Source organism: Pseudomonas sp. W5-01 (assembly GCF_046540435.1).
Classification (GTDB): domain Bacteria; phylum Pseudomonadota; class Gammaproteobacteria; order Pseudomonadales; family Pseudomonadaceae; genus Aquipseudomonas; species Aquipseudomonas graminis_B.
In genome coordinates, this window is sequence record NZ_JAXCIP010000003.1 from 536,898 (window position 1) to 561,585 (window position 24,688).

24 protein-coding genes and 4 tRNA genes are annotated in these 24,688 nt (G+C 59.4%); 16 read left to right on the forward strand and 12 right to left on the reverse strand.

What is annotated here, in order from left to right; translation table 11 throughout:
* The first annotated feature begins 11 nt into the window (after positions 1-11).
* The 4 genes from csrA (at position 12) to SLW75_RS12455 (ending at position 753) form a co-directional block, all read left to right on the forward strand.
* Complete coding sequence (gene csrA, locus SLW75_RS12440; RefSeq protein ID WP_037013733.1) at positions 12-200, forward strand: carbon storage regulator CsrA; 189 nt, start codon at positions 12-14, stop codon at positions 198-200.
* 62 nt (positions 201-262) lie between these two features.
* Positions 263-353, forward strand: a tRNA-Ser gene (locus SLW75_RS12445).
* Positions 354-460: 107 nt separating this feature from the next.
* Positions 461-537, forward strand: a tRNA-Arg gene (locus SLW75_RS12450).
* 139 nt (positions 538-676) lie between these two features.
* Positions 677-753 (forward strand) — tRNA-Arg (locus SLW75_RS12455).
* A 41-nt stretch (positions 754-794) separates the two neighbouring features.
* Here the strand turns inward: SLW75_RS12455 and SLW75_RS12460 are convergent.
* Positions 795-1,280, reverse strand: a complete 486-nt coding sequence (locus SLW75_RS12460; protein ID WP_410934574.1) for a cell envelope protein SmpA — start codon at positions 1,278-1,280, stop codon at positions 795-797.
* Between the two features lie 320 nt (positions 1,281-1,600).
* On the opposite strand from SLW75_RS12460, the gene mgtE reads away from it, so the two are divergent.
* Positions 1,601-3,043: a magnesium transporter gene (gene mgtE, locus SLW75_RS12465; protein ID WP_065986188.1), complete on the forward strand. Its 1,443-nt coding sequence runs from the start codon at positions 1,601-1,603 to the stop codon at positions 3,041-3,043.
* Positions 3,044-3,189: 146 nt separating this feature from the next.
* On the opposite strand, the gene SLW75_RS12470 is transcribed toward mgtE, so the two are convergent.
* The 3 genes from SLW75_RS12470 to SLW75_RS12480 all read right to left on the reverse strand — a co-directional run bounded on the left by SLW75_RS12470 (position 3,190) and on the right by SLW75_RS12480 (position 4,479).
* Positions 3,190-3,516: an Arc family DNA-binding protein gene (locus SLW75_RS12470; RefSeq protein ID WP_065986187.1), complete on the reverse strand. Its 327-nt coding sequence runs from the start codon at positions 3,514-3,516 to the stop codon at positions 3,190-3,192.
* A 453-nt stretch (positions 3,517-3,969) separates the two neighbouring features.
* Complete coding sequence (locus SLW75_RS12475; protein WP_410934575.1) at positions 3,970-4,155, reverse strand: PA3371 family protein; 186 nt, start codon at positions 4,153-4,155, stop codon at positions 3,970-3,972.
* 75 nt (positions 4,156-4,230) lie between these two features.
* Positions 4,231-4,479, reverse strand: coding sequence for a hypothetical protein (locus SLW75_RS12480; RefSeq protein ID WP_065986185.1), 249 nt, complete (start codon positions 4,477-4,479; stop codon positions 4,231-4,233).
* Between the two features lie 285 nt (positions 4,480-4,764).
* On the opposite strand from SLW75_RS12480, the gene SLW75_RS12485 reads away from it, so the two are divergent.
* Positions 4,765-4,836 (forward strand) — tRNA-Arg (locus SLW75_RS12485).
* A gap of 76 nt (positions 4,837-4,912) precedes the next feature.
* On the opposite strand, the gene SLW75_RS12490 is transcribed toward SLW75_RS12485, so the two are convergent.
* The 4 genes from SLW75_RS12490 to SLW75_RS12505 form a co-directional block, all read right to left on the reverse strand.
* The gene (locus tag SLW75_RS12490; protein WP_410934576.1) at positions 4,913-6,490 is read right to left on the reverse strand and encodes a diguanylate cyclase; all 1,578 of its coding nucleotides are present in this window, start codon (positions 6,488-6,490) and stop codon (positions 4,913-4,915) included.
* A 23-nt stretch (positions 6,491-6,513) separates the two neighbouring features.
* On the reverse strand, positions 6,514-7,110 hold the full coding sequence (locus tag SLW75_RS12495) for a chemotaxis protein CheB (RefSeq protein WP_065986183.1): 597 nt from the start codon (positions 7,108-7,110) through the stop codon (positions 6,514-6,516).
* A gap of 204 nt (positions 7,111-7,314) precedes the next feature.
* The gene (gene mqo, locus SLW75_RS12500) at positions 7,315-8,955 is read right to left on the reverse strand and encodes a malate dehydrogenase (quinone) (RefSeq protein ID WP_065986182.1); all 1,641 of its coding nucleotides are present in this window, start codon (positions 8,953-8,955) and stop codon (positions 7,315-7,317) included.
* Between the two features lie 378 nt (positions 8,956-9,333).
* Positions 9,334-10,974 carry a methyl-accepting chemotaxis protein gene (locus SLW75_RS12505; protein ID WP_192135410.1) on the reverse strand — a complete coding sequence of 547 codons (1,641 nt, stop codon included), beginning with the start codon at positions 10,972-10,974 and terminating at the stop codon, positions 9,334-9,336.
* A 309-nt stretch (positions 10,975-11,283) separates the two neighbouring features.
* On the opposite strand from SLW75_RS12505, the gene SLW75_RS12510 reads away from it, so the two are divergent.
* Complete coding sequence (locus tag SLW75_RS12510; protein ID WP_410934577.1) at positions 11,284-12,888, forward strand: response regulator; 1,605 nt, start codon at positions 11,284-11,286, stop codon at positions 12,886-12,888.
* On the forward strand, positions 12,885-13,577 hold the full coding sequence (locus SLW75_RS12515) for a sensor histidine kinase (protein WP_065986179.1): 693 nt from the start codon (positions 12,885-12,887) through the stop codon (positions 13,575-13,577). The genes SLW75_RS12510 and SLW75_RS12515 overlap by 4 nt, the downstream gene beginning before the upstream one ends.
* A gap of 89 nt (positions 13,578-13,666) precedes the next feature.
* Here the strand turns inward: SLW75_RS12515 and SLW75_RS12520 are convergent, their stop codons facing one another.
* Positions 13,667-14,389, reverse strand: a complete 723-nt coding sequence (locus SLW75_RS12520; protein WP_065986178.1) for a FadR/GntR family transcriptional regulator — start codon at positions 14,387-14,389, stop codon at positions 13,667-13,669.
* A gap of 118 nt (positions 14,390-14,507) precedes the next feature.
* Complete coding sequence (locus tag SLW75_RS12525; protein ID WP_065986177.1) at positions 14,508-16,250, reverse strand: IlvD/Edd family dehydratase; 1,743 nt, start codon at positions 16,248-16,250, stop codon at positions 14,508-14,510.
* A 230-nt stretch (positions 16,251-16,480) separates the two neighbouring features.
* On the opposite strand from SLW75_RS12525, the gene SLW75_RS12530 reads away from it, so the two are divergent.
* The 8 genes from SLW75_RS12530 (at position 16,481) to SLW75_RS12565 (ending at position 23,465) form a co-directional block, all read left to right on the forward strand.
* Complete coding sequence (locus SLW75_RS12530; RefSeq protein WP_065986176.1) at positions 16,481-17,797, forward strand: MFS transporter; 1,317 nt, start codon at positions 16,481-16,483, stop codon at positions 17,795-17,797.
* 51 nt (positions 17,798-17,848) lie between these two features.
* Positions 17,849-18,841: an AraD1 family protein gene (gene araD1 / locus SLW75_RS12535; RefSeq protein WP_410934578.1), complete on the forward strand. Its 993-nt coding sequence runs from the start codon at positions 17,849-17,851 to the stop codon at positions 18,839-18,841.
* 97 nt (positions 18,842-18,938) lie between these two features.
* On the forward strand, positions 18,939-20,264 hold the full coding sequence (locus SLW75_RS12540; RefSeq protein WP_410929274.1) for an MFS transporter: 1,326 nt from the start codon (positions 18,939-18,941) through the stop codon (positions 20,262-20,264).
* Positions 20,265-20,347: 83 nt separating this feature from the next.
* Positions 20,348-20,647, forward strand: coding sequence for a DUF5629 family protein (locus SLW75_RS12545; protein WP_410934579.1), 300 nt, complete (start codon positions 20,348-20,350; stop codon positions 20,645-20,647).
* A gap of 285 nt (positions 20,648-20,932) precedes the next feature.
* Complete coding sequence (locus SLW75_RS12550) at positions 20,933-22,102, forward strand: lactonase family protein (protein WP_410934580.1); 1,170 nt, start codon at positions 20,933-20,935, stop codon at positions 22,100-22,102.
* A gap of 196 nt (positions 22,103-22,298) precedes the next feature.
* Complete coding sequence (locus SLW75_RS12555; protein WP_065986171.1) at positions 22,299-22,481, forward strand: hypothetical protein; 183 nt, start codon at positions 22,299-22,301, stop codon at positions 22,479-22,481.
* 565 nt (positions 22,482-23,046) lie between these two features.
* The gene (locus SLW75_RS12560) at positions 23,047-23,238 is read left to right on the forward strand and encodes a hypothetical protein (RefSeq protein ID WP_410934581.1); all 192 of its coding nucleotides are present in this window, start codon (positions 23,047-23,049) and stop codon (positions 23,236-23,238) included.
* The gene (locus tag SLW75_RS12565) at positions 23,235-23,465 is read left to right on the forward strand and encodes a hypothetical protein (RefSeq protein WP_410934582.1); all 231 of its coding nucleotides are present in this window, start codon (positions 23,235-23,237) and stop codon (positions 23,463-23,465) included. The genes SLW75_RS12560 and SLW75_RS12565 overlap by 4 nt, the downstream gene beginning before the upstream one ends.
* A gap of 35 nt (positions 23,466-23,500) precedes the next feature.
* Here the strand turns inward: SLW75_RS12565 and SLW75_RS12570 are convergent, their stop codons facing one another.
* On the reverse strand, positions 23,501-24,130 hold the full coding sequence (locus SLW75_RS12570; RefSeq protein WP_410934583.1) for a glutathione S-transferase: 630 nt from the start codon (positions 24,128-24,130) through the stop codon (positions 23,501-23,503).
* Between the two features lie 2 nt (positions 24,131-24,132).
* Positions 24,133-24,642, reverse strand: coding sequence for a peptidylprolyl isomerase (locus SLW75_RS12575; protein WP_296312085.1), 510 nt, complete (start codon positions 24,640-24,642; stop codon positions 24,133-24,135).
* Between the last annotated feature and the right edge of the window lie 46 nt (positions 24,643-24,688).

Sequence of the window (24,688 nt, forward strand, 5' to 3'; positions counted from 1 at the left end):
AGGAGATAGGTATGCTGATTCTGACTCGGCGGTGCGCGGAAAGTCTGATCATTGGTGATGGTGAAATCACCGTGACCGTGCTCGGCGTTAAAGGCAATCAAGTACGCCTTGGGGTCAACGCGCCCAAGGAAGTGGCTGTTCATCGCGAAGAGATTTACCTGCGTATAAAGAAAGAGAAGGACGAAGAACCAAGCCATTAATTTTTATTGAATTTTTGGTTTGCAAACGGGGAAAAGGGTGGTTATTATACGCCCCGTGTTGCGGAGAGCTGGCCGAGTGGCCGAAGGCGCTCCCCTGCTAAGGGAGTACACCTCAAAAGGGTGTCGGGGGTTCGAATCCCCCGTTCTCCGCCATTATTTGCTTAGTACGTTGTAATCTGGCTTGATCGGTAAGTTGTTGAATTTACTAGAAAAAGTGCTTGACCAAGAGATTTGACGGCCTATAATGCGCGGCAACAAATGCACTCGTAGCTCAGCTGGATAGAGTACTCGGCTACGAACCGAGCGGTCACAGGTTCGAATCCTGTCGAGTGCACCATTTAAGCGTTGTTTGTAGTGATACGAACAGCAGTCTTAAGTTAGAAAGAGCCTGGCTTCAACAGGTCTTCGGAAGAACCACTCACTTCCAGAAGTAAAACGCGATAGCCAGAGGTGAACTGGTTTAAAAAGCGCCATCTGCACTCGTAGCTCAGCTGGATAGAGTACTCGGCTACGAACCGAGCGGTCACAGGTTCGAATCCTGTCGAGTGCACCATAAAACGAAAAGCCCGCATGCAAATGCGGGCTTTTTGCTTTCTAGCGTTTGCCTTTTACGCAACCGTGTTCATCGAATGACACCTGTCGGCTGCGCCCCTTCTTCTCCTCATACACATACCGGACTTCGGCGTTACGGCTGACGATCTTGTCCGGTCGCCCCAGCAAGCTTTCCACATCACGTTTGCTCATCCCCGTTGGCGTCTGCTGATTGATGATCGCCTTTCGGCGCTGCTCCGCACTCAGGACATTGCCGCAACCGTCATCTCGCTGGCCCACAACCACCGCTTCGTTGCTTTTGCGTTTTTGCAGGGTGTCCGCGATTGCAGGCGGAGGAGTGGGAGTGAAGGTCATGCCCGATGCTGGATTGATACCCTGTGGGGTCATGGCTTGACCGTTGGGGCAACTCAGTGTGGTGAATGTCACGCTGCCGCTTTGATCCTCGCAGCGATTAACGATGGTGGCGCCTGCGCCGAGTGGCAAAAACAGCACCAGGGTGATGAGGAGCTCTCCAGTGTTGCGCGGCATCGCAATGTCTTCCCTGACCCAAGTGCGGAAAGGGTAACGGTGAAGGTTTCTCACGGCGAGCGAGTTTTGTTCACCGGATGTGACGAGGGGGTAGGAGTGACTTCGTCAGCGTTAACGTTGCGTTGCAACCGATTGTTTCACGTTGAATTTTTAGCCTCCCGCCACGGCAAGCGGTGTATGATTGCGCCCGTCAGCCCCGCCGGGGCTTGTGGACTACCTCCATGGACTTACCCAGTAGCAACTCAATACTAAGTTTCACCAATCAAGAATCGACTGATTGATCTTCTGGCGGGTTCCACTGCTGGGAGTGGAGTTCGCCTATGACCCAAATCGAAGTAAAAAAGACGCAGGAAAGCCTTCAGGATCGTCTCGCCCAAGTCATCGACTTGCTGCAACGTCAGCGCATCGTCGAAGACCTGACACACCGTCAGGAAGGCCAGCACCAGGATCGTGTCGAGAACCTCGTTCACCGGCAGAACCTCGTCGAGCTGCAGCGTAAGCTCGACGACCTGCACTCTGCCGACGTTGCCTACATCCTCGAAGCACTTCCCCTCGAAGACCGTCTGACGGTCTGGCAGTTGGTGAAGGCCGAGCGTGACGGCGACATCCTTCTTGAAGTGTCGGACTCCGTTCGGGAAACCCTGATCGCCGACATGGACGATCACGAGCTGCTTGCGGCCGCCAAGGAAATGGACGCCGACGAGCTGGCCGACCTTGCACCAGAGCTGCCGCGTGATGTTGTCCATGAGCTGATGGAGGCGCTGGACAGCCAGCAGCGTGAGCGCGTGCGCTCGGCCCTGTCCTACGACGAGGAGCAGGTAGGCGCCCTGATGGACTTCGAGATGGTGACCATTCGCGAGGATGTCAGCCTGGAAGTCGTTCTGCGTTATCTGCGCCGCCTCAAAGAGCTGCCCGGTCACACTGACAAACTGTTCGTGGTCGACTCCGATGGCGTCCTCAAGGGCGTGCTGCCCATCAAGCGTTTGCTGGTCAACGACCCGGAGAAGCAGGTGTCGGAGGTCATGGCCAGTGATCCCGTGAGCTTCCATCCTGACGGCGATGCGTATGAAGCCGCCCAGGCGTTCGAACGTTACGACTTGATTTCTTCCCCGGTGGTCGACAAGAACGGCAAGCTGATCGGCCGTCTGACCATCGATGAAATGGTCGATCTCATCCGTGAGGAGAGCGAGACCGAAGTGCTCAACATGGCGGGTCTGCGCGAAGAAGAAGACATCTTCGCCTCGGTCTGGCGTTCACTGCGCAACCGCTGGTCCTGGCTGGCGGTCAACCTGATTACCGCCTTTCTTGCGTCGCGGGTAATCGGCCTGTTCGAAGGCTCCATCGAGAAGCTGGTGGCGCTGGCGGCGTTGATGCCGATCGTGGCGGGGATTGGCGGCAACTCGGGCAATCAGACCATCACGATGATTGTCCGGGCCATGGCCCTCGATCAGGTGAACACCGGCAACACCTCACGGCTGATGCGCAAGGAGCTGGCCGTCGCGCTCATCAACGGTCTTGTGTGGGGTGGCGTGATCGGGATCGTCGCTTACTTGCTGTACCACAGCTGGTCTCTCGGCGTGGTGATGACCGTCGCCATGACATTGAATCTGCTGTTGGCAGCATTGATGGGCGTGCTGATTCCCATGACCCTTTCTCGGCTGGGTCGCGATCCGGCGATGGGCGCCAGTGTGATGATCACGGCCATGACCGACAGCGGCGGGTTCTTTATCTTTCTGGGGTTGGCCACCGTGTTTTTGCTCTGACCCCCACGCTTCACCCAAAACCGCCTTCAGGGCGGTTTTTTAATGTGCGCGATGCCGCTTAATGGGTTGGAAGCTATGAATTCATCAAGTTTCAGGCACAAAAAAGCCAGCAGTGTGCTGGCTTTAAAGTCTCTGGTTTAAACGACTTATTCGTCGTCGTTTGCCAGGCTAGTGTCATGGGCAATCAACGAAACCAGTGCGTTCTGCTGGCGGTGAGCCAACTGACGGAAACGCTGCAGCAGCTCGCGTTCGTGGAGCGAAAGCTCCGGACTGTCCAGACGCAGACTCGGCTCATCACCCAGTGCGCCTTCCTGAATCAGACTCTGCTCAATACGCGCAATGATTTCCGAGTTCATGCTGCGGTGGTGCTGTTTGGCGACGTCCGCAATACGCTCGCGCATGCCTTCCGGTAGGCGAACTACGAACTTGTCAGCTGTGCGACTGGAATAATTGGCCTGTTTCATAGGGCTCATATATTTAACCGAATTAGTTCAAAGAGAGAGGCGGTTTCTACATTAGGCCGCAGATGTCATGCTCTGACTGTCTTTTGGCCGAAATGTTCAACCAGCCCGCATAAAGGATCGCCATCCTGCACCAATGTGTCGATTCCTTGGCGTCAAATGTGTGACAAATATTGAACTACATAAAGGCTTTTAGCCAGCACCAATTATCCGAAATGCGTCCTGGTTTGCAAGGTGAAACTCTGATCACCCTTGCAGTGCTGGGCAAACGCCGTGATGGCAATCTGTCTTCATCGTAGAGGGAGACTGGGGATAATACGAGGAGGCATTCAAGAAAGAGACGAAGGGTTCATTGCGCCCTTGTCGCTGTAGCGTAAGCCTAAGCCCACATAGACAGGGTATCCGGCGTCGTATGTTTGGCGACTTGATGCGCCAGCAAGTGCTGGCGAAGGGTCGGGGCTTGGGTTAACGCAAAACCGGGTCAAACTTGATACGGCGACCCACAAACAGCGCTGCAACGAACAGGCTGGCGAAAATTCCTGCGGCTGCTTTCGCCAGGGTACTCATGGTTTCCATTGACGGAGCCAGCAGTTGGTCAGTGGCGAGGGCCATGACGGCCAGGATCAGGAACGAAATTGCTGCTTTGGACATGGCTGCTCTCTAATGGGTTGCTCTCTCATGGAAAGCGGGTCGAAGCCGTTGTGGTAGCTGATCAGCACCCGCTGTTCAGAACACCCAGCGCTCCGAGCGACTCACCGGCACGGCTTCTTCACTGTCATGGGCCAGGATGGCTTCCGTGCCCTGACTTGGCATGACTGCGAACCGTGGCGTCTGTGGCATGAGGTGATGAGGCTGAGCCTGAACCGCGATGCTCTCTGATTTCACGGTCTCTGACGTGCTGCCATCGTTCTGGAAGTGGAAGGCAACCAATGCGACAAGCGCGGCAGCATTGAGCAGGGACAGTGTCATGTTCATCTCGGGTACCTTCGCTTGGACGGCGTTCAGAGGGGTGATTCGCGAAGAGTATGTTGCAGTCTGCATGCCAACCCTTAGTCCAAAGAAATGCTATAAAAATCAACAGGATAATCAGGATTTTCAGGATTGTAGGGTTGCGTTTTGCAATAAGGCCCATGGCCATCGTTGCATTCTGCACGATAGCCCTATGATGTGAGCGAGAGGCAGCGTCTTACAGCTCCCATTGATAATGACGACATGACAAGCCAGCGCCTTGTCGTTAAGATGCACGCCGTCCGATTTGGTGTCCTCTTAGTTCAACGGATAGAACGAGCCCCTCCTAAGGGCTAGATGCAGGTTCGATTCCTGCAGGGGACATATCTGACTCGCTTTTACTCCCGCCCGAACACCTGTCTCACATCTCGCCCACCCGCCAGTCAACCCGAGGTGTCATTCATTCCTGCGCGCTCGCCTGTGGGTGCTGATCCGCGTACCACCGATTGCGGCCATTATTTTTCGCGTAGTAAAGATAGGCATCCGCCGCTTTGATCATGCCGGCAGGCGTCGTGTCTTCCCGCGCAGGGAACCTGACCGTCACGCCTGCGCTTGCGGTGACGATCTTTTCAGGATGATCGGCGTGCTCCAGCGCGAGCGCCCGGATGGCCTGCAGGATGTCCTCCACGAGGCGGCCCGCGCCCTGGAGGTCGGTATCCGGAAGCAGCACGGTGAATTCCTCGCCACCGTAGCGAACGGCGAGGTCCGCAGGCCGCTTCAACACGCCGCTGATGGCTTGGGCGACCTGCTGGAGACAGTCGTCACCCGCCGCATGGCCGTAGCGGTCGTTGAAGCGCTTGAAGTAGTCGATATCAAGCATGATCAAGGCGAGGGGGTAGCGCTGTCGTTTTGCCCGGCCGATCTCGGTTTCGAGGGTCATGTCGAGGCGGCGCCGGTTGCCCAGTCTGGTCAGGCTGTCGGTCAGGGCCATGTCTCTGACGGCCTGATGGGCGAGGCGAATCTCGCTCTCCATGGCCATCCGTCCGCGCAGTTGAGTGAGCACGATGAAGGCAAATCCGACAAAGCCGGCGACCAAGACCAGCAGCACAAGCCCGGACTTGAGCAGATCACGACGCCACGGCCCGACGAAGGATTCTCTCGACAGCCCGGCAGCGACCACCAGCGGATAACTCGACAGCGCACGAAATCCATACAACCGGTACGTGCCGTCCACCACGGCTTTGATCTCGACGATCCCTTCGTTGACGGTCGGCAGGTAGCGTTTGAAGATCTCGCTGTCAGCCAGGCTTTGCCCCACCACGGAATGAATGAACGGGCGCCTGACCAGAATGGTCCCGTCTCGCATCGCCAGCACCAGCGCACCGCGATCATCAATCTTGAAGTCGCCGTAATAATCCATGAAGTAGCTGAGTTTGATGGTCCCCAGCAACACACCTGCGAACGAGCCATCAGCGTTATTCAGCCTTCGGGAGACCGGAATGATCAGCTCGCCGGTGGAGCGGCTTTTGACCACGTTGCTGATGCGCACACGGCGATCGGTGTGGGTGCGGTGATAGTTGAAATAGTCACGGTCGGCGTTGTTTGCGGTGTCCGGGGTCACGTCCTTGTCGGTGACGATCCATCGCCCGTCGGCGCCATAGATGAACAGCCCGTGGAGCTGAGGCATGAGCTTCGATTGCTCCGCCATCAGTGTGTGGAGGCGCGGAACGTTGATAGCGGCCAAGCCATCGCCCTCCACCCGCTCGCCCAGGGCGTAGGTAAGGATGTCGACTTGCCGGATGGCGTCCTCGGCGTGCTGCGCGGTGGCACGGGCCAGGTTGGTGACCGAGTCTCGGGCGAAATCGTAGGCGTGGGTGTAATCGCGCCAGGCGCGCCACCCCTCGACTGAAAGGAACGTCATCAGCACCATGATCATGAACGCGAGGGTCAGGCGAAACACGGCCGTATTGCGCCCTGGCCCCAAGTCCAATTGATCGAAGGCGCCTGACGGCGGCGGATGCTGTTCGCCTCCTGGCATGCTCTCTGGCCTCCTGTGAAATGTCAGCTGTTGACGGTGCGGACCGCTTTGGTCAGCGCGTCCGCCATTTCTTCCGCACTCAGCTGAGGGCTCAAAATAGTTTTTCGCATCGTCTCAATCGGCATGCTGGGCACCGGCGCTTCCTCGGGACGCTGTACGAAACTCAACCCGCCAGCGTTCCTGACCTCTACCGCGCCATCCGAACCGTCGGAGTCGCCGCCCGACAGCACCAGGCTGATCACCCGCTCGCGGAACACTTCGGCAGCCGTGGCGAACAGGCGATCGGCGGCAGGACGTGCGAGGTGTACCTTGGGGCCGTCGTCGAGATGAATGATCCCGGGCGAGACGATCTCCAGATGCCGGTCCGCAGGAGCCAGATACACACGGCCCGGCAGTACCGGTTCGCCTTCTTTTCCGTAGTCCACAGGCAGCGTCGAGTACCGAGCGAGCACAGACGCCAGGTAGTCCGGACCTAATGGGTGGGTGTGAATCACGATGAGCACGGCAGCGGGAAAATCCGCCGGCAGCTTGGCGAGGAGGTGACGGAGGGCCTCGGGGGCGCCTCGTGAACCTGCGATGACGACAACATCCCTCAGCACTTGCGTGTTTGTAGCGTCCATACCGTTGCCCCTCACTGGTTCTATAGGGTGGACACAACGCAAGCGCTTGCCGTTCATTTTCACGTCATCAGCGGCCGACGAATTCCTCGTGCAATTCGCGCGTCACTCGACGGGATCAATGGGCAATAAAAAAGCCACGAGACGCAGAGTCTCGTGGCTTTCGTGATCAGCGGCATCGGAATCGATGCAACCGGTCAGGCGTTGTTACAGCGCCATGTCGCTGGCGGGCTTGCTTTCAGCAGGCTTGCCCGGCGCGGCAGTGCTGGTGCCGACGCTCTGATCGAGCACAGGCGGCTTGCCCAGTTGCAGCACTTCGGCGGTGTAGTTCCACTCTTGTTGAACAGCGGCTGGCGAGTCATTCAGCTTGGTGCCATAGCTCGGCACGATCTGATGGATCTTCGCTTGCCACTCAGGCGTCGCGACCTGGGTTTTGAAGAGCTTCTCCAGGACATTCATCATGATCGGTGCAGCAGTCGATGCGCCTGGCGATGCGCCCAGCAGGGCAGCGATGGTACCGTCCTGGGAAGAAACCACTTCGGTGCCCAGTTTCAGCACGCCGCCCTTGTCCGCGTCACGCTTGATGATCTGCACGCGCTGACCGGCTTGCCACAGGCGCCAGTCTTCTTTCTTGGCGTGCGGGAAGTATTCCTGCAGCGCTTTGAAGCGGTCGTCGTCAGACAGCATCAGCTGACCGGCGAGGTACTCGACCAGCGGGTACTGCTCCACGCCCACCTTGGTCATCGGCCAGATGTTGTGGGTGGTCATGCTGCTGAACAGGTCGAAGTACGAACCTTCTTTCAGGAACTTGGTAGAGAAGGTGGCGAACGGGCCAAACAGGATGACGCGCTTGCCGTCCAGCACGCGGGTGTCCAGGTGCGGAACCGACATGGGCGGCGCGCCGGTGGAGGCGATGCCGTAGGCCTTGGCCATGTGCTGCATGGCCACGGTCGGATTCTCGGTCACCAGGAACGAACCGCCAACCGGGAAGCCTGCGTACTCCTGAGCTTCGGGAATGCCGGATTTCTGCAGCAGCTTCAATGCCCCGCCGCCTGCACCGATGAACAGGAACTTGGCGTCGGTACCGGTGGTGGTGCCGTCTTTCAGGTTCTTGTATTCAACGTGCCACGAGCCGTCGTCGTTGCGGGTGATGTCGTTGACTTCGCTGGACAGCTTCAAATCGAAGTTCGGGCGGGTCTGCAGGTACGACACGTACTGACGGGTGACTTCACCCCAGTTCACGTCGGTGCCGATTGGCGTCCAGGTGGTCGCCAGCTTCTGCGAAGGATCACGGCCTTCCATCATCAGCGGGACCCACTTGGCGATCTGCGCCGGGTCTTCGGAGTACTGCATCGGGCGGAACAGCGGGCTGGCTTGCAGCGCGTCATAACGCTTTTTCAGGAATTTGATGTTGTCATCGCCCCACACAAAGCTCATGTGCGGTGTGGTGTTGATGAACGAAGGCGGGTTCTTCAGGACGTTCTGGCGGACCTGCCAGGACAGAAACTGACGGGTGACCTGGAAGGCTTCGTTGATCTCGATGGCTTTGGAGATATTGACCTTGCCGTCTTTGTCTTCAGGCGTGTAGTTCAGCTCGGCGAGACCGGAGTGACCGGTGCCGGCATTGTTCCAGCCGTTGGAGCTTTCTTCGGCGACGGCGTCGAGGCGCTCGACCATTTCCATCGACCAGCTTGGTTCGAGTTCATTGAGCCAGACGCCCAGGGTCGAACTCATGATGCCGCCGCCGATCAGCAGGACATCGACTTTCTTGCTCTCTGCGGCGTGGGCTTGCAGGAAGGTGGCCGAAATCGCGAGGCCCAGTAGAGCGGTGCTCGTTTTCTTGAACATCGAATCATCCAATAGATAGAAAGTTATCCGCCTGCCGCATTCGTCGCGCAACGTCCTGCAGTGCCGGGCGCCATCGTGCGGCGCGAACGTCAGACAGGCTTCGCTCTCGGAAAACGAGGAGGAAGGGTCAAGAGGCCAGTCAACAGGTCGACCTCGTGTTCTATGTCCCTCGGCGCTGTGCTTTTTATTCGGTCATTGGAATCAGCAGCTTGAGTAAACATCATCCACCGCAGGACCTGGTCATCAGGTCCATCCCCTGCGGCGGGCGGGGATTGTACCCGAAATGTCATTTTCGACAAATCGAGTGTCAAATTAGTCAATACGCCATTTTGTCTCAGGGGGACGATTGGCAGGCCTGGCGCCGAAACGCCAAGCGGATTACAGCGTAAATTTGCCCACCATGCCGTGGAACGACACGGCCAGTCGCGACAACGCCTGACTCGACGCGCTGGTCTGATTGGCGCCTGCCGCGGTCTGCGTCGACAGGTCCTGAATGTTCACCAGATTGCGGTCTACCTCGCGAGCCACTTGCGCCTGTTCCTCGGCCGCGCTGGCGATCACCAGATTACGTTCGTTCATCTGGCTGACGCCTTCGCTGATGCGCTCCAGTGCCCGACCGGCTTCGGTGGCCAGTGACTGGGTATGCACGGCGATCGCCTGGCTCTTGCCCATGGCCTGCACGGCTTCGTCGGCGCCATTGCGCACCTTGGTGATCATTGATTCGATTTCGCCGGTGGAGGTCTGGGTGCGGTGGGCGAGGGCACGTACTTCGTCCGCCACCACCGCAAAGCCTCGACCCTGCTCGCCGGCGCGGGCGGCTTCAATGGCCGCGTTGAGCGCCAGCAGGTTGGTCTGCTCGGCAATCCCGCGGATCACGTCGAGCACTTTGGTGATGTCGCGGATCTGCCCGGCCAGCGCTCCGACGCGCTCGGTCGATTCGGTGATTTCCACGGTCATGGTGTTCATCGCGGTGACAGCCTGCTGGACTTGTTGCTGACCCTTGATGGCGTCTTCGGAAGTCTGCGCAGACACCTGCGACGCGCTGGCGGCGTTACGCGCCACTTCTTCCACCGCGGCGGTCATCTCGTTGACGGCCGTGGCGGCCTGCTGGATTTCATCGTTCTGACGCATCAGCCCGCGGGTGCTGTCGTCGGTCACCATGGTCAGCTCTTCAGCCGCAGAAGCCAACTGATCCGAGGCGGTGGCGATCTGCTGAACCGTGCCTTTGAGGCTGCCCTGCATGGTGGACAGCGCCTTGAGCAACTGCCCGGTTTCGTCCTGGCCGCCGACGTGGATGGGCTGACTCAGATCGCCGGCCGCCACTCGAGTGGCGCTTGCCACCGATTGATAGATCGGCCGGGTGATCATGCGCGTGACGATCAGCCCCAGCGCAATGGCGCACACCACCGCGATCAGCGAACCGATGATCAGAATCCACGTCACCTGGGTGTCGGTTTCAACCCCGGCCTGTGCCTGCTCGTTGGCCTGGCGCAGATTGGATTCGATCATGATTTTCAATTCGCCCATGGTCTTGCGATAGCTGGGCGTCACGCTGGTCGCGGCCAGTTTGCTGGCTTGCTCCAGGTCTCCGCTCTGCGCCACTGACAGCGCATTGAGGGCGGCGCTGATGTAAGCGGCCCAGTCGCGTTCGAAGTCATCGCCTGCGGCTTTTTCATCCGGATCGAGCGGCGTGGCGCGGTAGGTCTTGAAGTCCGTCTCGGCCTGGGCCTGGTTTTCTTTCAGTGACTGGATCGCGGCGTTGATGTCGTCAGGGTTGGCTTTGAGCGCGCTCAGTCCGATGGCCTTGAAAAAGTCGCGGTTGGTGGCGATGACGTTGGCCTTGACCGAATCGACCTTGGCGATCGACACCAGGTTGTCGCTCACCGTATTTTCAAACAGCTCGTACAGGCGCGAGATACCGCTCTGTCCCAGCACACCCACCACTACAGTGATCAGCGCACACAGGCAGAATGCCGAAAGGAGCTTGGTCTTCAATTTCAGATCGGTCAGCCAGGACATAGGGCGCACTCGGAGAGGGTGGGGTTGTGGCTGTTGGCTACGCGTTGCATGACTGGATATCGGCGGGACGCCCGAGGACTTTACCCATTCTCCTGCGCTTGCTTGGGCGTTGATCCTCCGTCGCAACGGCGCGTACGCGTCACTTTTCCAGCGCCGGGTGCCTAAGCTTTGCTCCGCTGCCGCCGATAACTCGGACAAGTGGCGTCATGCCGCAACTCTATTGGCCGTCTCTACCCCGACGTCGGGGACGAGACCGCCGCTCTTGCAAGTGCCTCAGGGCCGAATTTTTATCCGGTGACAGGAATCTCGATGCTGGCGTGGAACCAAAAAAACTTTCTGATCGTCGACGATTTTTCCGACTTCCGCAGTTCGGTCCGATCGATGCTGCGCGAGTTGGGGGTCAAGGTGGTGGACACCGCCGACACCGGCGAGGAGGCGTTGAAGATGTGCGCGCAGAAGCGCTACGACTTCGTTCTCCACGACTTCAATCTGGGCGACGGCAAGAAGAACGGCCAACAGGTGCTCGAAGACCTGATGACCGATCGGCTGATCAGTCATGAAAGTGTGTTCGTCATGGTCACCGCCGAAAACAGCCAGGCGATGGTGATGAGTGCGCTGGAGTGGGAGCCGGATGCCTACCTGACCAAGCCGTTCAACCGCGCGAGCCTGGCTCAGCGTCTGGAGAAGATCGTCCAGCGCAAGACGTTGCTCAAGCCGATTTTGCAGGCGCTGGACCGTGGCAATCCGACCGAGGTGCTGAACGCCTGCGTCGCACTGACCCAACAGGAACCCCGCTTCGCGCCGCTTTGCCTGCGCTATAAAGCCGACGCCTTGCGTGACCTCAATCAGCACGAGCCGCTGGAAGCCTTTCTCAAGTCGATCCTCGCTGATCGTCCGCAACCCTGGGCCTATGCGGCGTTGGGCAAACTGTTGTTCAAGCGTGGGCGCCATGCTGAAGCGCAGACCGTTTACGAAGAAGCCATTCGCGCCTTCAATGCCATGCCGGTGCTGTATGACGGGCTGGCGGATGTGCTGGTGGCCACCGGCGATAGCAAGCGTGCGCAAAAGATGCTGGAAGAAGCGGTGCGATTATCGCCTTACGCCGTGCGCCGTCAGCGTTTGTTGGGCAAGCTGGCGCTGGAAAATGAGGACTTCGACGGCGCTTCAAAGGCGTATCGTCAGGCCGTTTCCCAGGGCCAGTTTTCCCGCTTCAAAGACCCGGAAACCAACCTGGGTTTTGCGCAGGCCCTGATCAGCCGTGGCGGCGAACGCGGCCTGGATGCGCGCGCCCGCGTGGAGATCAACCAGACCCTGACCGAAGTGGCCAAGGAAAACGGCAACGACGCCGGCCTGCAAGTGCGCGCGCGTCTGATGAAAGCCACCAGCGTCGCGTCCTCCGACCCTGAAATGGCCGCCAAGCTGACCGAGCAGGCGATGGAGCGGCTCGAGGGCATGGAGCAGTTTCTCAGCGCCGATGCGGCACTGGCAGTGGCTTCGCAGCTCAAGGCCCTCGGCCAGGAAGACGCTGGCGCGGGCATTCTGAAAAGCTGTGCCGAAATTTACGGTGACGACCCTCAGGTCATGCAGAACATCGCCAGGCAGACCGACGATCCTGAAATTCTGGGCGCGGGCAAGGCGGCCATCGATTTCAACATTCAGGGCATTCGCTGTTACCGCGCCGGCAAGCTCGGCGAGGCGCAGGACCTGTTCCGCCAGGGCCTGGCCCTGCAACCGAAGAACATCAGTATCGCGCTGAACATGGCGCAGTCGCTGCTGCACATGGGCGTTCATAACCTCGACGCGGCGAGCCTGGCGGAATGTCAGAACAGTCTGAAGATGGTGGGCAAGATGCCGGAAAGCGACGCTCGCTTCGAACGTTTCCAGAAACTGCAGCTCAGGGCTTTCGGCGAATGAAAGATCAGGATCTCGGGCTCGACTTCTCGATGGTGATTGCTTCCACCGTCCATGACATGAAGAACTCGCTGGGGTCGTTGATCCAGGCCCACGGCCAGTGGGTCAAGCAGCTTCCCGAGGCCTGTCGGGGTACGCCGGATCAGGGCGTCATCGACTACGAGTTCGCTCATCTCAACGGCATGCTCGTGCAGTTGCTGGGGCTGTACAAGCTGGGCGTGAACCAGTTGCCGTTGCGCCCGGATTATCACGAGCTGGATGACTTCATCGAAGCGCAGCTGGCTTTCCATCAGGAGGTGCTCGTCAGCCGCGGCATCACGGCCCGCTATGCGGTGGACGATTTCGGTCTGCCGGGGTTCTTTGATCGGGAGCTGGTGGGGTCGGTGGTGTCCAACGTGGTCATCAACGCCATTCGCTTTGCGCGCAGTGAAGTGCTGATCACGGCAGGCCAGGTCGGCGAGCAGCTGGTGATCAGCATCAACGACGACGGCCCGGGTTTTCCTGCGCGCATGATCGAGGAGCACACCGACTACGTGCTGGGCATCAACCAGAACAGCGGCAGCACAGGGCTGGGTTTGTATTTCGCGGCGAACATCGCCAAGCAGCACCAGCGAAAAGGCGTCCCCGGCCACATCGAAATTACCAACGGCGGCGAGCTGGGCGGCGGGTTGTTCAGCATTTATCTGCCCTGAGATTGCGTGCGCTAGGCTGCGGTCGAGAGCAGATCAAAGGCTTCCCGGCTAAAGCCGGTCCTACGAAGTGCACGCGTCGTTTTGTGGCGTTAAAGCTTCACGCCTTGCCCCAACACCACATTCAGCGCGTTGCGTGCATCGTCCAGTTGCACCAGCGTGGCGTGATGGGCACCCAGCGCATCGCGGTTTTCGATGGCGGTGAGGATCGCACGATGACGGGGCAGGGCCAGTTCGTGCAGGTTCGGGCGCTTGTTGGAATGCTTCAACGCCTCGCGCAGTGCCAGCGACAGCATGTTGCACAAGTGCGCGAGCAGGTCGTTGTGGGTGGCGTCGGCAATGCGGCTGTGGAAATCGAGGTCCGGTTGCAGCACGTCCTCGACGGTGGGCGCGGCGGCCATGCGGTCGTAGGCTTCGCCGATGGACGCAAGGTCTTCGGGGGTCGCGTGTTGCGCAGCGAGCGCGGCGGCAGCTGGTTCGATGATGCTGCGCACGCTGGTGAGAAGGGCGAAAAATTCATTCTGCGGCGAGCTTTGCATCAGCCAGTGCAGCACGTCCGGATCAAGAATGTGCCACTCCCGGCGCGGCTTGACCACCGTGCCCACCCTCGGCCGGGAATACACCAGCCCTTTGGCGACCAAGACCCGCGTGGCTTCGCGCAGCACCGGACGACTGACGGCATATTCTTCACAAAGCAAGGCTTCGGCGGGGAGTTTGTCATCAGGTTTGAAGCGGCCCGAGACAATCTGCATGCCGATGTCCTGGACAATGCGCGAGTGCATGCTTTTACGATCGGAGGGCTTACGGTAATCCATGGGGCGCGGGGCAATCCTGAGCGGTGAATGCGGCGCATCATAGCATTGGCGACAGAGCGCAAGGGTGGACTCTGCCTCCACCTGTAAGGGCGTGGCGCATTCAATCAATGGCTCCTAATCAATGGGAATGCCGTGGCACTTCCGAGCCGCGCATACCCACCAGGAAGTCGAAATCGCAACCCTGATCCGCCTGCATCACATGGTCGATGTACAGCTGACGGTAGCCGCCGATCAGCAACTGTGGCGGCGCTTGCCAATCGGCCAGGCGCGCGGTCAGTTCCGCTTCCGGAATGTCCAGGTGCAAACGGCCGGTCGCGCAATCCAGTTCGATGAAGTCACCTTCCTGCACCACCGCCAGCGGACCTCCGGCTGCGGCCTCGGGCGCCACGTGCAAAACCACCGTCCCATAGGCCGTGCCGCTCATGCGTGCATCGGAAATCCGCACCATGTCGGTCACGCCCTGGGCCAGCAGCTTGGCCGGCAGCCCCATATTCCCAACTTCGGCCATGCCCGGATAACCCTTCGGCCCGCAGTTCTTCATCACCAGAATGCTGCTGGCGTCGACATCCAGGTCCGGATCGTTGATGCGCGCCTTATACATGTCGAAGTTTTCGAACACCACCGCCCGACCCCGGTGCTTCATCAGCGCAGGCGTGGCGGCGGATGGCTTGAGCACCGCGCCCAGTGGCGCAAGGTTGCCGCGCAGCACGCAGATGCCGCCGTCGGCGACCAGCGGATTGTCGATGGCGCGGATGACTTCATCGTCGCCGTAGATTGGCGAGTTCTGCACGTTTTCCCACAGCGTCTTGCCGTTGGCAGTCAAGGCGTCGGGATGGGGGATCAGATTATTCTCGCCCAGACGACGCAATACGGCCGGCAAGCCACCGGCGTAGTAGAACTCTTCCATCAGGAAGCGCCCGGAAGGCTGCAGGTCCACCAGCGTTGGCGTGCCGCGACCGATGCGGGTCCAGTCGTCCAGCTCCAGGTCCACGCCGATGCGACCGGCGATGGCCTTGAGGTGGATCACTGCGTTGGTCGAACCGCCGATAGCTGCGTTGACGCGGATGGCATTTTCAAAAGCTTCGCGGGTCAGGATTTTTGACAGGCGCAGGTCTTCGTTGACCATCTGAACAGCCCGCATGCCGGACATGTGCGCCAGTACGTAACGGCGCGAATCCACCGCAGGAATCGCAGCGTTGTGCGGCAGCGAGGTGCCCAGCGCTTCGGCCATGCAGGCCATTGTCGAAGCAGTGCCCATGGTGTTGCAGGTGCCGGCCGAGCGCGACATGCCCGATTCGGCGGAAAGGAATTCGTCGAGGCTGATTTGCCCGGCTTTGTAGGATTCGTGCATCTGCCAGACGATGGTGCCGGCGCCGATGTCCTTGCCTTTGTGTTTGCCGTTGAGCATCGGCCCGCCGGTGACGACGATGGCCGGGATGTCACAGCTGGCAGCGCCCATCAACAGGGCAGGGGTGGTCTTGTCGCATCCGGTCAGCAGCACAACGCCGTCGATGGGATTGCCGCGGATCGCTTCTTCGACGTCCATGCTTGCCAGGTTGCGGGTCAGCATGGCGGTCGGGCGCAGGTTCGATTCGCCGTTGGAGAAGACCGGGAATTCAACCGGGAAACCACCGGCTTCGATTACGCCGCGTTTGACGTGTTCGGCAATGGTGCGGAAGTGAGCGTTGCAGGGCGTGAGTTCGGACCAGGTGTTGCAGATGCCGATGATCGGCTTGCCCTGGAACTGGTGGTCGGCGATGCCTTGGTTCTTCATCCAGCTGCGGTACATGAAGCCGTTCTTGTCGGCGGTACCGAACCACTGGGCGGAGCGCAGCACGGGTTTCTTATTGGAATCAGACATAAATCAGCACTCTTATTGTAAGGCTTTATTTGTAAGACTAAAGGCTGCAGGTGCTGACTAAAATAGGCCGAAAATGTCACCAGTGGAAGAGTTGTAACCTTAAATAGTAATACTATATAGTCGATCTCAACCGAGGGACGACCCTGCCGGCTTCACCCGCAGCAATGCGCACACGAAGGCAGAGGCGATCCCCGCAGGCTTCCATAACAAAAACAATGAGGACCGCATCCATGAGCCAGGAACTCAGGCTTATTCGTCGCATCACCCTGAAACTCATTCCCTTCCTGATCCTGCTCTACCTGATTGCCTACGTGGATCGCTCAGCCGTCGGTTTCGCCAAGCTGCACATGGGCGCGGACGTCGGCATCGGCGACGCGGCCTATGGCATGGGTGCCGGCCTGTTCTTCATCGGCTACTTCCTGCTGGAAATCCCCAGCAACCTGATGCTCGAACGCTTCGGCGCGCGGCGCTGGTTCGCGCGGATCATGGTCACCTGGGGCGTCATCACCATGGGCATGGCCTTTATCCAGGGCCCGACCAGCTTCTATGTCATGCGCTTCTTGCTTGGCGCTGCCGAAGCTGGGTTCTTCCCGGGCGTTCTGTACTACATCACCCAATGGTTCCCGGTCCGCCATCGCGGCAAGATCCTCGGCCTGTTCATCCTTTCCCAACCCATCGCGATGATGATCACCGGCCCGATTTCCGGTGGTTTGCTGGGCCTGGAAGGCGTGGCCGGTCTGCACGGCTGGCAGTGGCTGTTTCTGTGCATCGGCGCGCCGGCGATTCTGCTGACCCTGCCGGTGCTGCGCTGGCTGCCTGACGGCCCGAAAGACGTGAAGTGGATGGACCCGGTCGAGAAGCAATGGCTCGCTGGCGAGCTGAAAAAGGACCTGGAAGAATACGGCCAGACCCGCCATGGCAATCCGCTGCACGCGCTGAAAGACAAACGCGTCCTGCTCCTGGCGCTGTTCTATCTCCCTGTGACCCTGAGCATTTATGGCCTCGGCCTGTGGCTGCCGACGCTGATCAAACAGTTTGGCGGCAGTGACCTGACCACGGGGTTCATTTCTGCCGTGCCCTACATTTTCGGCATCGTCGGCCTGTTAATCGTGCCGCGCAGCTCCGACCGGCTCAATGACCGCTATGGCCACTTGGCGGTGCTGTATGTGATCGGCGCCATCGGTTTGTTTCTCAGCGCGTACCTGACGGTTCCGGTGCTGCAACTGGCGGCGCTGTCGCTGGTGGCGTTCTCGCTGTTTTCCTGCACCGCGGTGTTCTGGACCTTGCCCGGTCGATTCTTCGCCGGGGCCAGTGCGGCGGCGGGCATTGCGCTGATCAACTCGGTGGGCAATCTTGGCGGCTACATCGGCCCCTTCGTCATCGGCTGGCTGAAAGAACTGACCGGCAATCTGGCCAGCGGCTTGTACTTCCTCTCCGGCGTCATGATCTGCGGGCTGATCCTGACCGGTGTGGTCTACCGCGTTCTGGAACGCAAGCACGTGTTGCCCGAATCGAAATTTGCCGCCAGCGCGCGCGGCTCTCGTTAACCGCAGGCCGCTCCGTGGAGCGGCCGTGTAGACCCCAAACAGGAGAACCCCATGCATTTAGTACAGTTCGAGCTGGGCAATGGCCAGCGTCGCGTAGGTCTGGTGGACGGTCCGCTGGTGCGCGAAATCCAGGGCGCGACCAGCACCCGTGAGCTGGCCCTGGCGGCCATCGAAAAACACATCTCCCTCGCCGAGCAGGTCGACAGCCTGGGCCTGGGTGACAATCACGATTACTCGCAGCTGCGCGCCGATTTGATGATTCTGCCGCCGCTGGACCATCCGGATCCTGCCCACTTGCTGGTCAGCGGCACGGGCCTGACGCACTTGGGCAGTGCCTCGGCGCGGGACAAAATGCACCAGCAAGGCAATGACGAAGCGGGCATGACCGACACCATGCGTATCTTCAAATGGGGCCTGGAAGGCGGCAAGCCGGCGGCCGGTCAGCCGGGCGTGCAGCCGGAGTGGTTCTACAAGGGCGACGGCAGCATCGTCATTCGTCCGGGCGAGTCGTTCCCGCAGCCTCCCTTTTCCGAAGACGCTGGCGAAGAGCCTGAGCTGAGCGGCCTGTACGTGATTGGTCACGACGGCAAGCCTTACCGTTTGGGTTTCGCCATCGGCAACGAATTCTCCGATCACGTCATGGAGCGCAAGAACTACCTGTATCTCGCCCATTCCAAACTGCGCGCCTGCTCGTTCGGGCCGGAGCTGCGGGTTGGCGATCTGCCGCAGAACCTGGCGGGCACCAGCCGCATCCACCGTGACGGCGAGGTGCTGTGGGAGAAGGAATTTCTCAGCGGCGAGGCCAACATGTGCCACAGCCTGGAAAACCTTGAGTACCACCACTTTAAATACGCCCAGTTCCTGCGGCCGGGCGATGTCCACGTGCATTTCTTCGGCACCGCGACGCTGTCGTTTGCCGACGGCATCAAGACCCGGCCGGGGGACAAGTTCGAAATCAGCCAGCATGAATTTGGCGCGCCGTTGATCAACGGTATTGCGCCGGCCGAGGCCGTTTTCCAGCCGGGTGGCATCAAGCAGCTTTAAGTCATCAAGCCCTGCAGAAGCACGCTCCTGCAGGGCTTTTAGTATCCGCGTCCTGCACACCCCGACACCCCCATAAAAACAAAACGAGGTGCGACCCATGACCGCCACTGCCATCCCGCTGGAACGGGTCGATGCCGACGCGCTCGAGGACAGCATTTATCGAAAGGTGAGCTGGCGAATCGTGCCGTTGTTCATCGCCTGTTTCCTGTTTGCCTACCTCGACCGCGTCAACATCAGCTTCGCCAAATTGCAGATGGCCAGCGATCTGGGCTTCAGCGAAACCGTTTATGGCTTGGGCGCGAGCCTGTTCTTCGTCGGCTACTTCCTGTTCGAAGTGCCGAGCAACGTGCTGCTGCACAAGATCGGCGCGCGGATCTGGATTGCACGGATCATGGTGTCGTGGGGCATCGCGTCCGCGTGCATGATGTTCGTGCAGACCGAGTTCTGGTTCTACACGCTGCGCTTTCTTATCGGCGTGATGGAGGCGGGCTTTGTCCCCGGCGTGCTGTATTTCTTCACCCAGTGGTACCCGGGCTCACGTCGGGCGCGGGTGAACTCCTACTTCAAAAGCTCCATCTGCCTGTGCGGGATTGTCGGCGGTCCGATTGCCGGGCTGATCCTCGGTCACTTCGATGGCGTTATGGGCCTGGCCGGCTGGCGCTGGCTGTTCCTGATCGAAGGCATCCCGTCCATCTTGCTCGGCGGCGTGGTGTTCTGGCTGGTCAAGGACCGTATCGAAGACGCCACCTGGCTCAGTGATCAGGAGAAACAGGTGGTGCTGGCGCGGATGGCGAAAGAGGCCAAACCCGTCGTCAAACAGACCGTGAAAGACATCTGGAAGCACCCGACCACCTACGTGATGTCAGGCATTTACCTGTGCCTGGTCATGGCGCTGACCGGGCTGTTGTTCTGGATGCCGCAGCTGATCAAAACTGCCGGTGTGATCGATACGCTGAACATCGGCCTGCTGACGGTGATTCCGTATGTGGGCGCGGTGATCGGCAATCTGCTGATCGGCGCCAGCTCCGACCGCCACGGCGAGCGCCGCTGGCACATGGCGGGCTGCGCAACGCTGACGGCTGCGGGCTATCTGGTGTGTGCGTTGTTTCCCGGGCAACTGCTGCCGCTGATGATCGGCATGACCATGATCATGACCGGCATCATCGCCTGGATGCCGATCTTCTGGACCATTCCGCCGCGCTTCCTTACCGGTATCGCTGCGGCGGCGGGCATCGCGCTGATCAACTCCCTCGGGCAACTGGGCGGGATCATCGCGCCTTTCATGGTTGGCCGCATCAAGGACCTCACCGGCACGGCGACGCCTGCGCTGTTTGCGTTGTTCGCCGTCAGCGTGCTGGCCATCGCGCTGATCGTCTGGGGCATCCCGGCGCGTTACTACGCCAGGGAAGCGGTTCAGGACTGACTTCGCTCTCTATCGACGCCGAAGCCACTGCTTCGGCGTCTTTTCACCTATCATTCGCGCTTTCACTGATGCGAACGACTGCCATGACCTCGACACCTCAATCCCTGCGCACTGAACTCCAGAACGCGCTGACCGCCCACAGCATGCTGGAAATCGACGGCCTGCACGCCTTCGAATTTACCCTCGACGACATGCTCCAGATCGAAAGCATGGACGGCCGCGAGCGCAAGGTCTGGCGCTTCTCGCTGGCGCAGATCGACGCCGCCGAATTTGATGCCGAATTGCAAAGCTGGGTCGTTAACGACGGCAACGCCGACCACCGCATCGTGGTGCTCAATGGCATCTCGGCGAGTGATGAGGACGAAGAGGGCGAGCAGGCGTAACCGCGCACTGTTGCACTGCAGAGTGAATATCGAGGGGACTGATTAATATCGAGGGGACTGATTTATTTAATATCGAGGGGACTGATTTATTTACAACGCTTCACCGTAAATCAATCTGTCCCCGGGCATGCGGCGGTCAACCGTAAATCAATCCAACCCCGGCAAGCCTCATGCCCTCGCAGTTTCACAGCACCCAGTCGGCAACTACTTTCCGCAATCCGCTGTCATAGCCGGAGACCCCCGCGCGCACGCCGCGCCAACAACTCCAAAAAGAGAACACCCCAAATGACTCCCAGACTTCTGCCGTGGTTAGCGCTCGCCAGCAGCCTTTCCGCGCTCTCTGTTCAGGCCAAACCCATGACTGATTACGACGTACTGGTGGGTTCCTACACCGCCGGCGCCAGCGAAGGCATCTACCGATTTGGTTTCAACACCCAGACCGGTCAGCTCGACGCCAAACCGCGTCAGGTGATCAACACTGAAAACCCGTCCTGGCTGACCCTCTCCAAAGACCAGCGCCACCTGTTCGCGGTCAACGAAAACGGGCCGGGCCAGACTGACGTCGTCGGCAAAGTCAGCAGCTACGCCATCGACCCCAAGACCCACGCCGTGTCGTTCCTCAATCAGGTCGAAACCAAAAGTGAGGAGCCGACCCATTCCAGCCTGAGCCTGGACGGCCGTTTCCTCTTCGTCGCCAACTACGCCGTGAACCCCGATCCGGGTGGCCTGCTGGCGGTAGTGCCGGTCGGCAAGGACGGCAAACTCGCGCCGGTGGTGCAGACCGCCACCCACGAAGCGAGCAAGGTCAATCCGGAGCGTCAGGCTTCATCCCACGTCCACGCCGCGGTACCGACGCCGGATGGCAAGTACCTGATCGCGATGGACTTGGGCGCCGACAAGATGTTCGTCTTCAACTACGACGCCAAGAAGCCCCAGCCGCTGCAACCCGCGAAAGTGCCTTCGGTCGATCTGCCAGCGGGCAGCGGTCCGCGTCACCTGACCTTCAGCAAAGACGGCAAGCACGCTTGGCTGACGATGGAAATGACGGCGCAAGTGGCGGTGTTTGACTACCACGACGGCGTGTTCAAGCAGACCCAACTGGTGGACCTCGCCAACAAGGAAGGTCAGCAAAACCGCGCTGCCGGTGGCCTGCACACCTCGCCGGACGGCAAATTCCTCTACGTTGCCAACCGTGGCGAAGTGAATGAGTTGCTGGTGTTCAGCATTAATGCTGCCAACGGCCAGCTCAAGGAAATCCAGCGCCGCGCCGTGGAAGGCAAGGAACCGCGCGAATTCGCCTTCGACCCGAGCGGCCACTTTGTGCTGATCGCCAACCAGAAGAGCAACCAGATCGTGACCGTTCGCTTTGACCCGAAAACCGGCCTGCTGGGCGACACCGTGCAGAAAGTCGACTTCGATTCGCCGTCCGACTTTCATTTCCTCACGGCCAAGTAATCCCCGAGCAAGCACCTCAGCGACACTTTGACGCAGGCTCAGCCCTTGGTTCTCAAGGGCTCCGGGCCTGTATCAATTCAGGTGATAAGGGCTAGTGCCAGAAAAGATTTTTTCCAGAACATCCTCGGGCGTAACTTTCATTCCACGGCCACGACGGTCAAGACTTGAAACGATACGCCACAGCGAGGTACCCACCATGAACTTCAATCTCTTCTCCATCATCGCCGCGTCCGCCATCTCCGCCACTGTTGCATTGCCCGCCAGTGCCAGTGTTGAAGCGACCGACAAGAAAGTCAGTTCGACCCAGAGTTACACCCCGAAGTACCTGCAACAAAGCGCCAACTTCTACGCCGCTCTGGATCACAAGATTCAACAATGAACAGCACTTCGAAGTGAATCCATTCCCCGTTAACGAACGTATCGTTGCCGGGGAATGGATTTGTAAGAACCTGATTTGATCTGCAACTTTCTGAAAGCCGGAAAACGCTTTCGCGAGCAACTTCGTCTTCTACAGGTTGATGCGACCCACTGACCACCGCGTGTCAGGCCATGCATCAAGTGTCGGCGAGCTTGTTCGCGAAAGCGTTGATTCCCTCCCCTTTGGTCCCCGTCTGCTGGATAAGCGATGGGGATTTTTTTGTGGGCTGGATTCAAGGGGCGACGCCCGGTTTCCAACAGCAGGCACCGATCATGTGGGAGCGAGCTTGCTCGCGAAGACTGCATTTCAGCCTCTGGAGATTTGGTGGATGTCCCAGCCTATTCGCGAGCAAGCTCGCTCCCACTTGGATTGATGTCAATAGGACCAATGCGTTGGTCTATCAAGCTGATTAACTTCTTGAATAATCAAGCCCGTCGATGTTTTGAATCGTCCGCCATCGTTTTTTAATAAGAGCACCTTCAAGCATTCTGGGCGCCTGAAACAGACACGTCCCGGAGCTTCAAACATGGCCACTGCCATTCTCACTTCAATCAAACACGGCGCTTATACCGCCATCGCGTTGTATGTTGTTTTCATCGCAGTGGTCACCGTCATCAGCACGAACCCACCACTCAATGCCCCGTCGCAGATGTCGACGCAAACAGCATCCGTTGAACTCAATCGCGCGGCAGTTCAGTCCCAGGGGCGTGCGTCGTGAAAGGCGCGAACTTCTGGGTGATTGTGTTCTTCGCACTGATCAACAACGGCTGCTCATTGCTCGGCCATGGCGAAGGTTCGGTGGGCGGTGTGGCACGCAGCATGGCGTTCAAGACCGAGGTCGCTGAAGCGGTCGAGATGCAGCGCTCGCAGAAGCTCAACGCCGGCAACCCGCCGCCACGGCACAGCGAAATGATTTCGCCGATCTTTCAGATGGAAGTGGTGTAGCGAAAGGGTTTGGCTATTAACCAACGCGGTTGCAATCAGCCCTTGGCCATCGCGGTGATGAACAGGTCCGATGCGAGAAATCGCTGTAACCAGCGTTGTAGGTTGGGGTAGGGGCTTTGCCAGAACCAGTCCGCATCCACCGCGCAGAACTGCCGTATGAACGGCGCTATGGCGATGTTGGCGAGGGTCAGTCGATCGGTGATCAGAAAGTCCCGTGACGCCAGTAATTCGTTCAGCCTGTGCAGAAAATCCTCACCCCGCTGGCGGTATTCTTCCTGGGTGAATTCGGGATACCGCACGGCGTATTTGTAGTGATCCAGATCCTGCTTGAAGCTGCCGTCGTTTTCCGCGATCAGCTCGGCGATCTGCCGCTGCCCGTCGACGTCGTCGGCCAGGGACCAATCGTCCGGGTCATGCTGCGCCAGGGCCCAATGCATGATGTCCAGACTTTGCTCCAGCACCCGGTCTTGCAGCACCAGAACCGGCACCGTGCCTTTGGGTGAGCGTTCGAGCATCTCGGCCGGTTTGGCCTTGAGGCTGACTTCCACGGTATGCACCGGTACGCCGCAATACCCCAGCGCCATGCGGGCGCGCATGGCGTAGGGGCAGCGGCGGAACGAGTAGAGCGTCGGCACCGTCGATTCAGCGTGAGGCGCCGACGTCATGCTCAGGCCTCGGTCAGTTCGCCGCAGTCGGCGATGATGACTTTCTTGCTGGTGCGGCCGGATTGCGAACCCAGCGCTTCGATGGCCTTGACCACGTCCATGCCTTCAACGACTTTGCCGAACACGACGTGTTTGCCGTCCAGCCATTCGGTGACGATGGTGGTGATGAAGAACTGGCTGCCGTTGGTGTTCGGGCCAGCGTTGGCCATCGACAGGTCACCCGGGGCGGTGTGCTTGAGGGTGAAGTTTTCGTCTTCGAACTTGTTGCCGTAGATCGACTTGCCGCCAGTGCCGTTGTGGTTGGTGAAATCACCGCCCTGCAGCATGAAGTTCTGGATCACGCGGTGGAACGACGAACCCTTGTAGCTCAGGCCATCGCCTTTCTCGCCGGTGCACAGGGCGCGGAAGTTTTCAGCGGTTTTCGGAACGACGTCGTTGTGCAGTTCCATGACGATGCGGCCCATTGGCTCGTCGTTGGCAGTGATGTCGAAAAATACTTTGGAGTTTGCCACGTGGTTCTACCTTCTTTCGAGTTTGGCGCGACTGCTGCCGCGCAAG

Bases quoted from the DNA above. Each gene is read 5' to 3' on its own strand.
- csrA (WP_037013733.1), top strand. From the start codon at position 12: ATGCTGATTCTGACTCGGCGGTGCGCGGAAAGTCTGATCATTGGTGAT.
- SLW75_RS12460 (WP_410934574.1), bottom strand. From the start codon at position 1,280: ATGCCGCGCAACACTGGAGAGCTCCTCATCACCCTGGTGCTGTTTTTG.
- mgtE (WP_065986188.1), top strand. From the start codon at position 1,601: ATGACCCAAATCGAAGTAAAAAAGACGCAGGAAAGCCTTCAGGATCGT.
- SLW75_RS12470 (WP_065986187.1), bottom strand. From the start codon at position 3,516: ATGAGCCCTATGAAACAGGCCAATTATTCCAGTCGCACAGCTGACAAG.
- SLW75_RS12475 (WP_410934575.1), bottom strand. From the start codon at position 4,155: ATGTCCAAAGCAGCAATTTCGTTCCTGATCCTGGCCGTCATGGCCCTC.
- SLW75_RS12480 (WP_065986185.1), bottom strand. From the start codon at position 4,479: ATGAACATGACACTGTCCCTGCTCAATGCTGCCGCGCTTGTCGCATTG.
- SLW75_RS12490 (WP_410934576.1), bottom strand. From the start codon at position 6,490: ATGCCAGGAGGCGAACAGCATCCGCCGCCGTCAGGCGCCTTCGATCAA.
- SLW75_RS12495 (WP_065986183.1), bottom strand. From the start codon at position 7,110: ATGGACGCTACAAACACGCAAGTGCTGAGGGATGTTGTCGTCATCGCA.
- mqo (WP_065986182.1), bottom strand. From the start codon at position 8,955: ATGTTCAAGAAAACGAGCACCGCTCTACTGGGCCTCGCGATTTCGGCC.
- SLW75_RS12505 (WP_192135410.1), bottom strand. From the start codon at position 10,974: ATGTCCTGGCTGACCGATCTGAAATTGAAGACCAAGCTCCTTTCGGCA.
- SLW75_RS12510 (WP_410934577.1), top strand. From the start codon at position 11,284: ATGCTGGCGTGGAACCAAAAAAACTTTCTGATCGTCGACGATTTTTCC.
- SLW75_RS12515 (WP_065986179.1), top strand. From the start codon at position 12,885: ATGAAAGATCAGGATCTCGGGCTCGACTTCTCGATGGTGATTGCTTCC.
- SLW75_RS12520 (WP_065986178.1), bottom strand. From the start codon at position 14,389: ATGGATTACCGTAAGCCCTCCGATCGTAAAAGCATGCACTCGCGCATT.
- SLW75_RS12525 (WP_065986177.1), bottom strand. From the start codon at position 16,250: ATGTCTGATTCCAATAAGAAACCCGTGCTGCGCTCCGCCCAGTGGTTC.
- SLW75_RS12530 (WP_065986176.1), top strand. From the start codon at position 16,481: ATGAGCCAGGAACTCAGGCTTATTCGTCGCATCACCCTGAAACTCATT.
- araD1 (WP_410934578.1), top strand. From the start codon at position 17,849: ATGCATTTAGTACAGTTCGAGCTGGGCAATGGCCAGCGTCGCGTAGGT.
- SLW75_RS12540 (WP_410929274.1), top strand. From the start codon at position 18,939: ATGACCGCCACTGCCATCCCGCTGGAACGGGTCGATGCCGACGCGCTC.
- SLW75_RS12545 (WP_410934579.1), top strand. From the start codon at position 20,348: ATGACCTCGACACCTCAATCCCTGCGCACTGAACTCCAGAACGCGCTG.
- SLW75_RS12550 (WP_410934580.1), top strand. From the start codon at position 20,933: ATGACTCCCAGACTTCTGCCGTGGTTAGCGCTCGCCAGCAGCCTTTCC.
- SLW75_RS12555 (WP_065986171.1), top strand. From the start codon at position 22,299: ATGAACTTCAATCTCTTCTCCATCATCGCCGCGTCCGCCATCTCCGCC.
- SLW75_RS12560 (WP_410934581.1), top strand. From the start codon at position 23,047: ATGGCCACTGCCATTCTCACTTCAATCAAACACGGCGCTTATACCGCC.
- SLW75_RS12570 (WP_410934583.1), bottom strand. From the start codon at position 24,130: ATGACGTCGGCGCCTCACGCTGAATCGACGGTGCCGACGCTCTACTCG.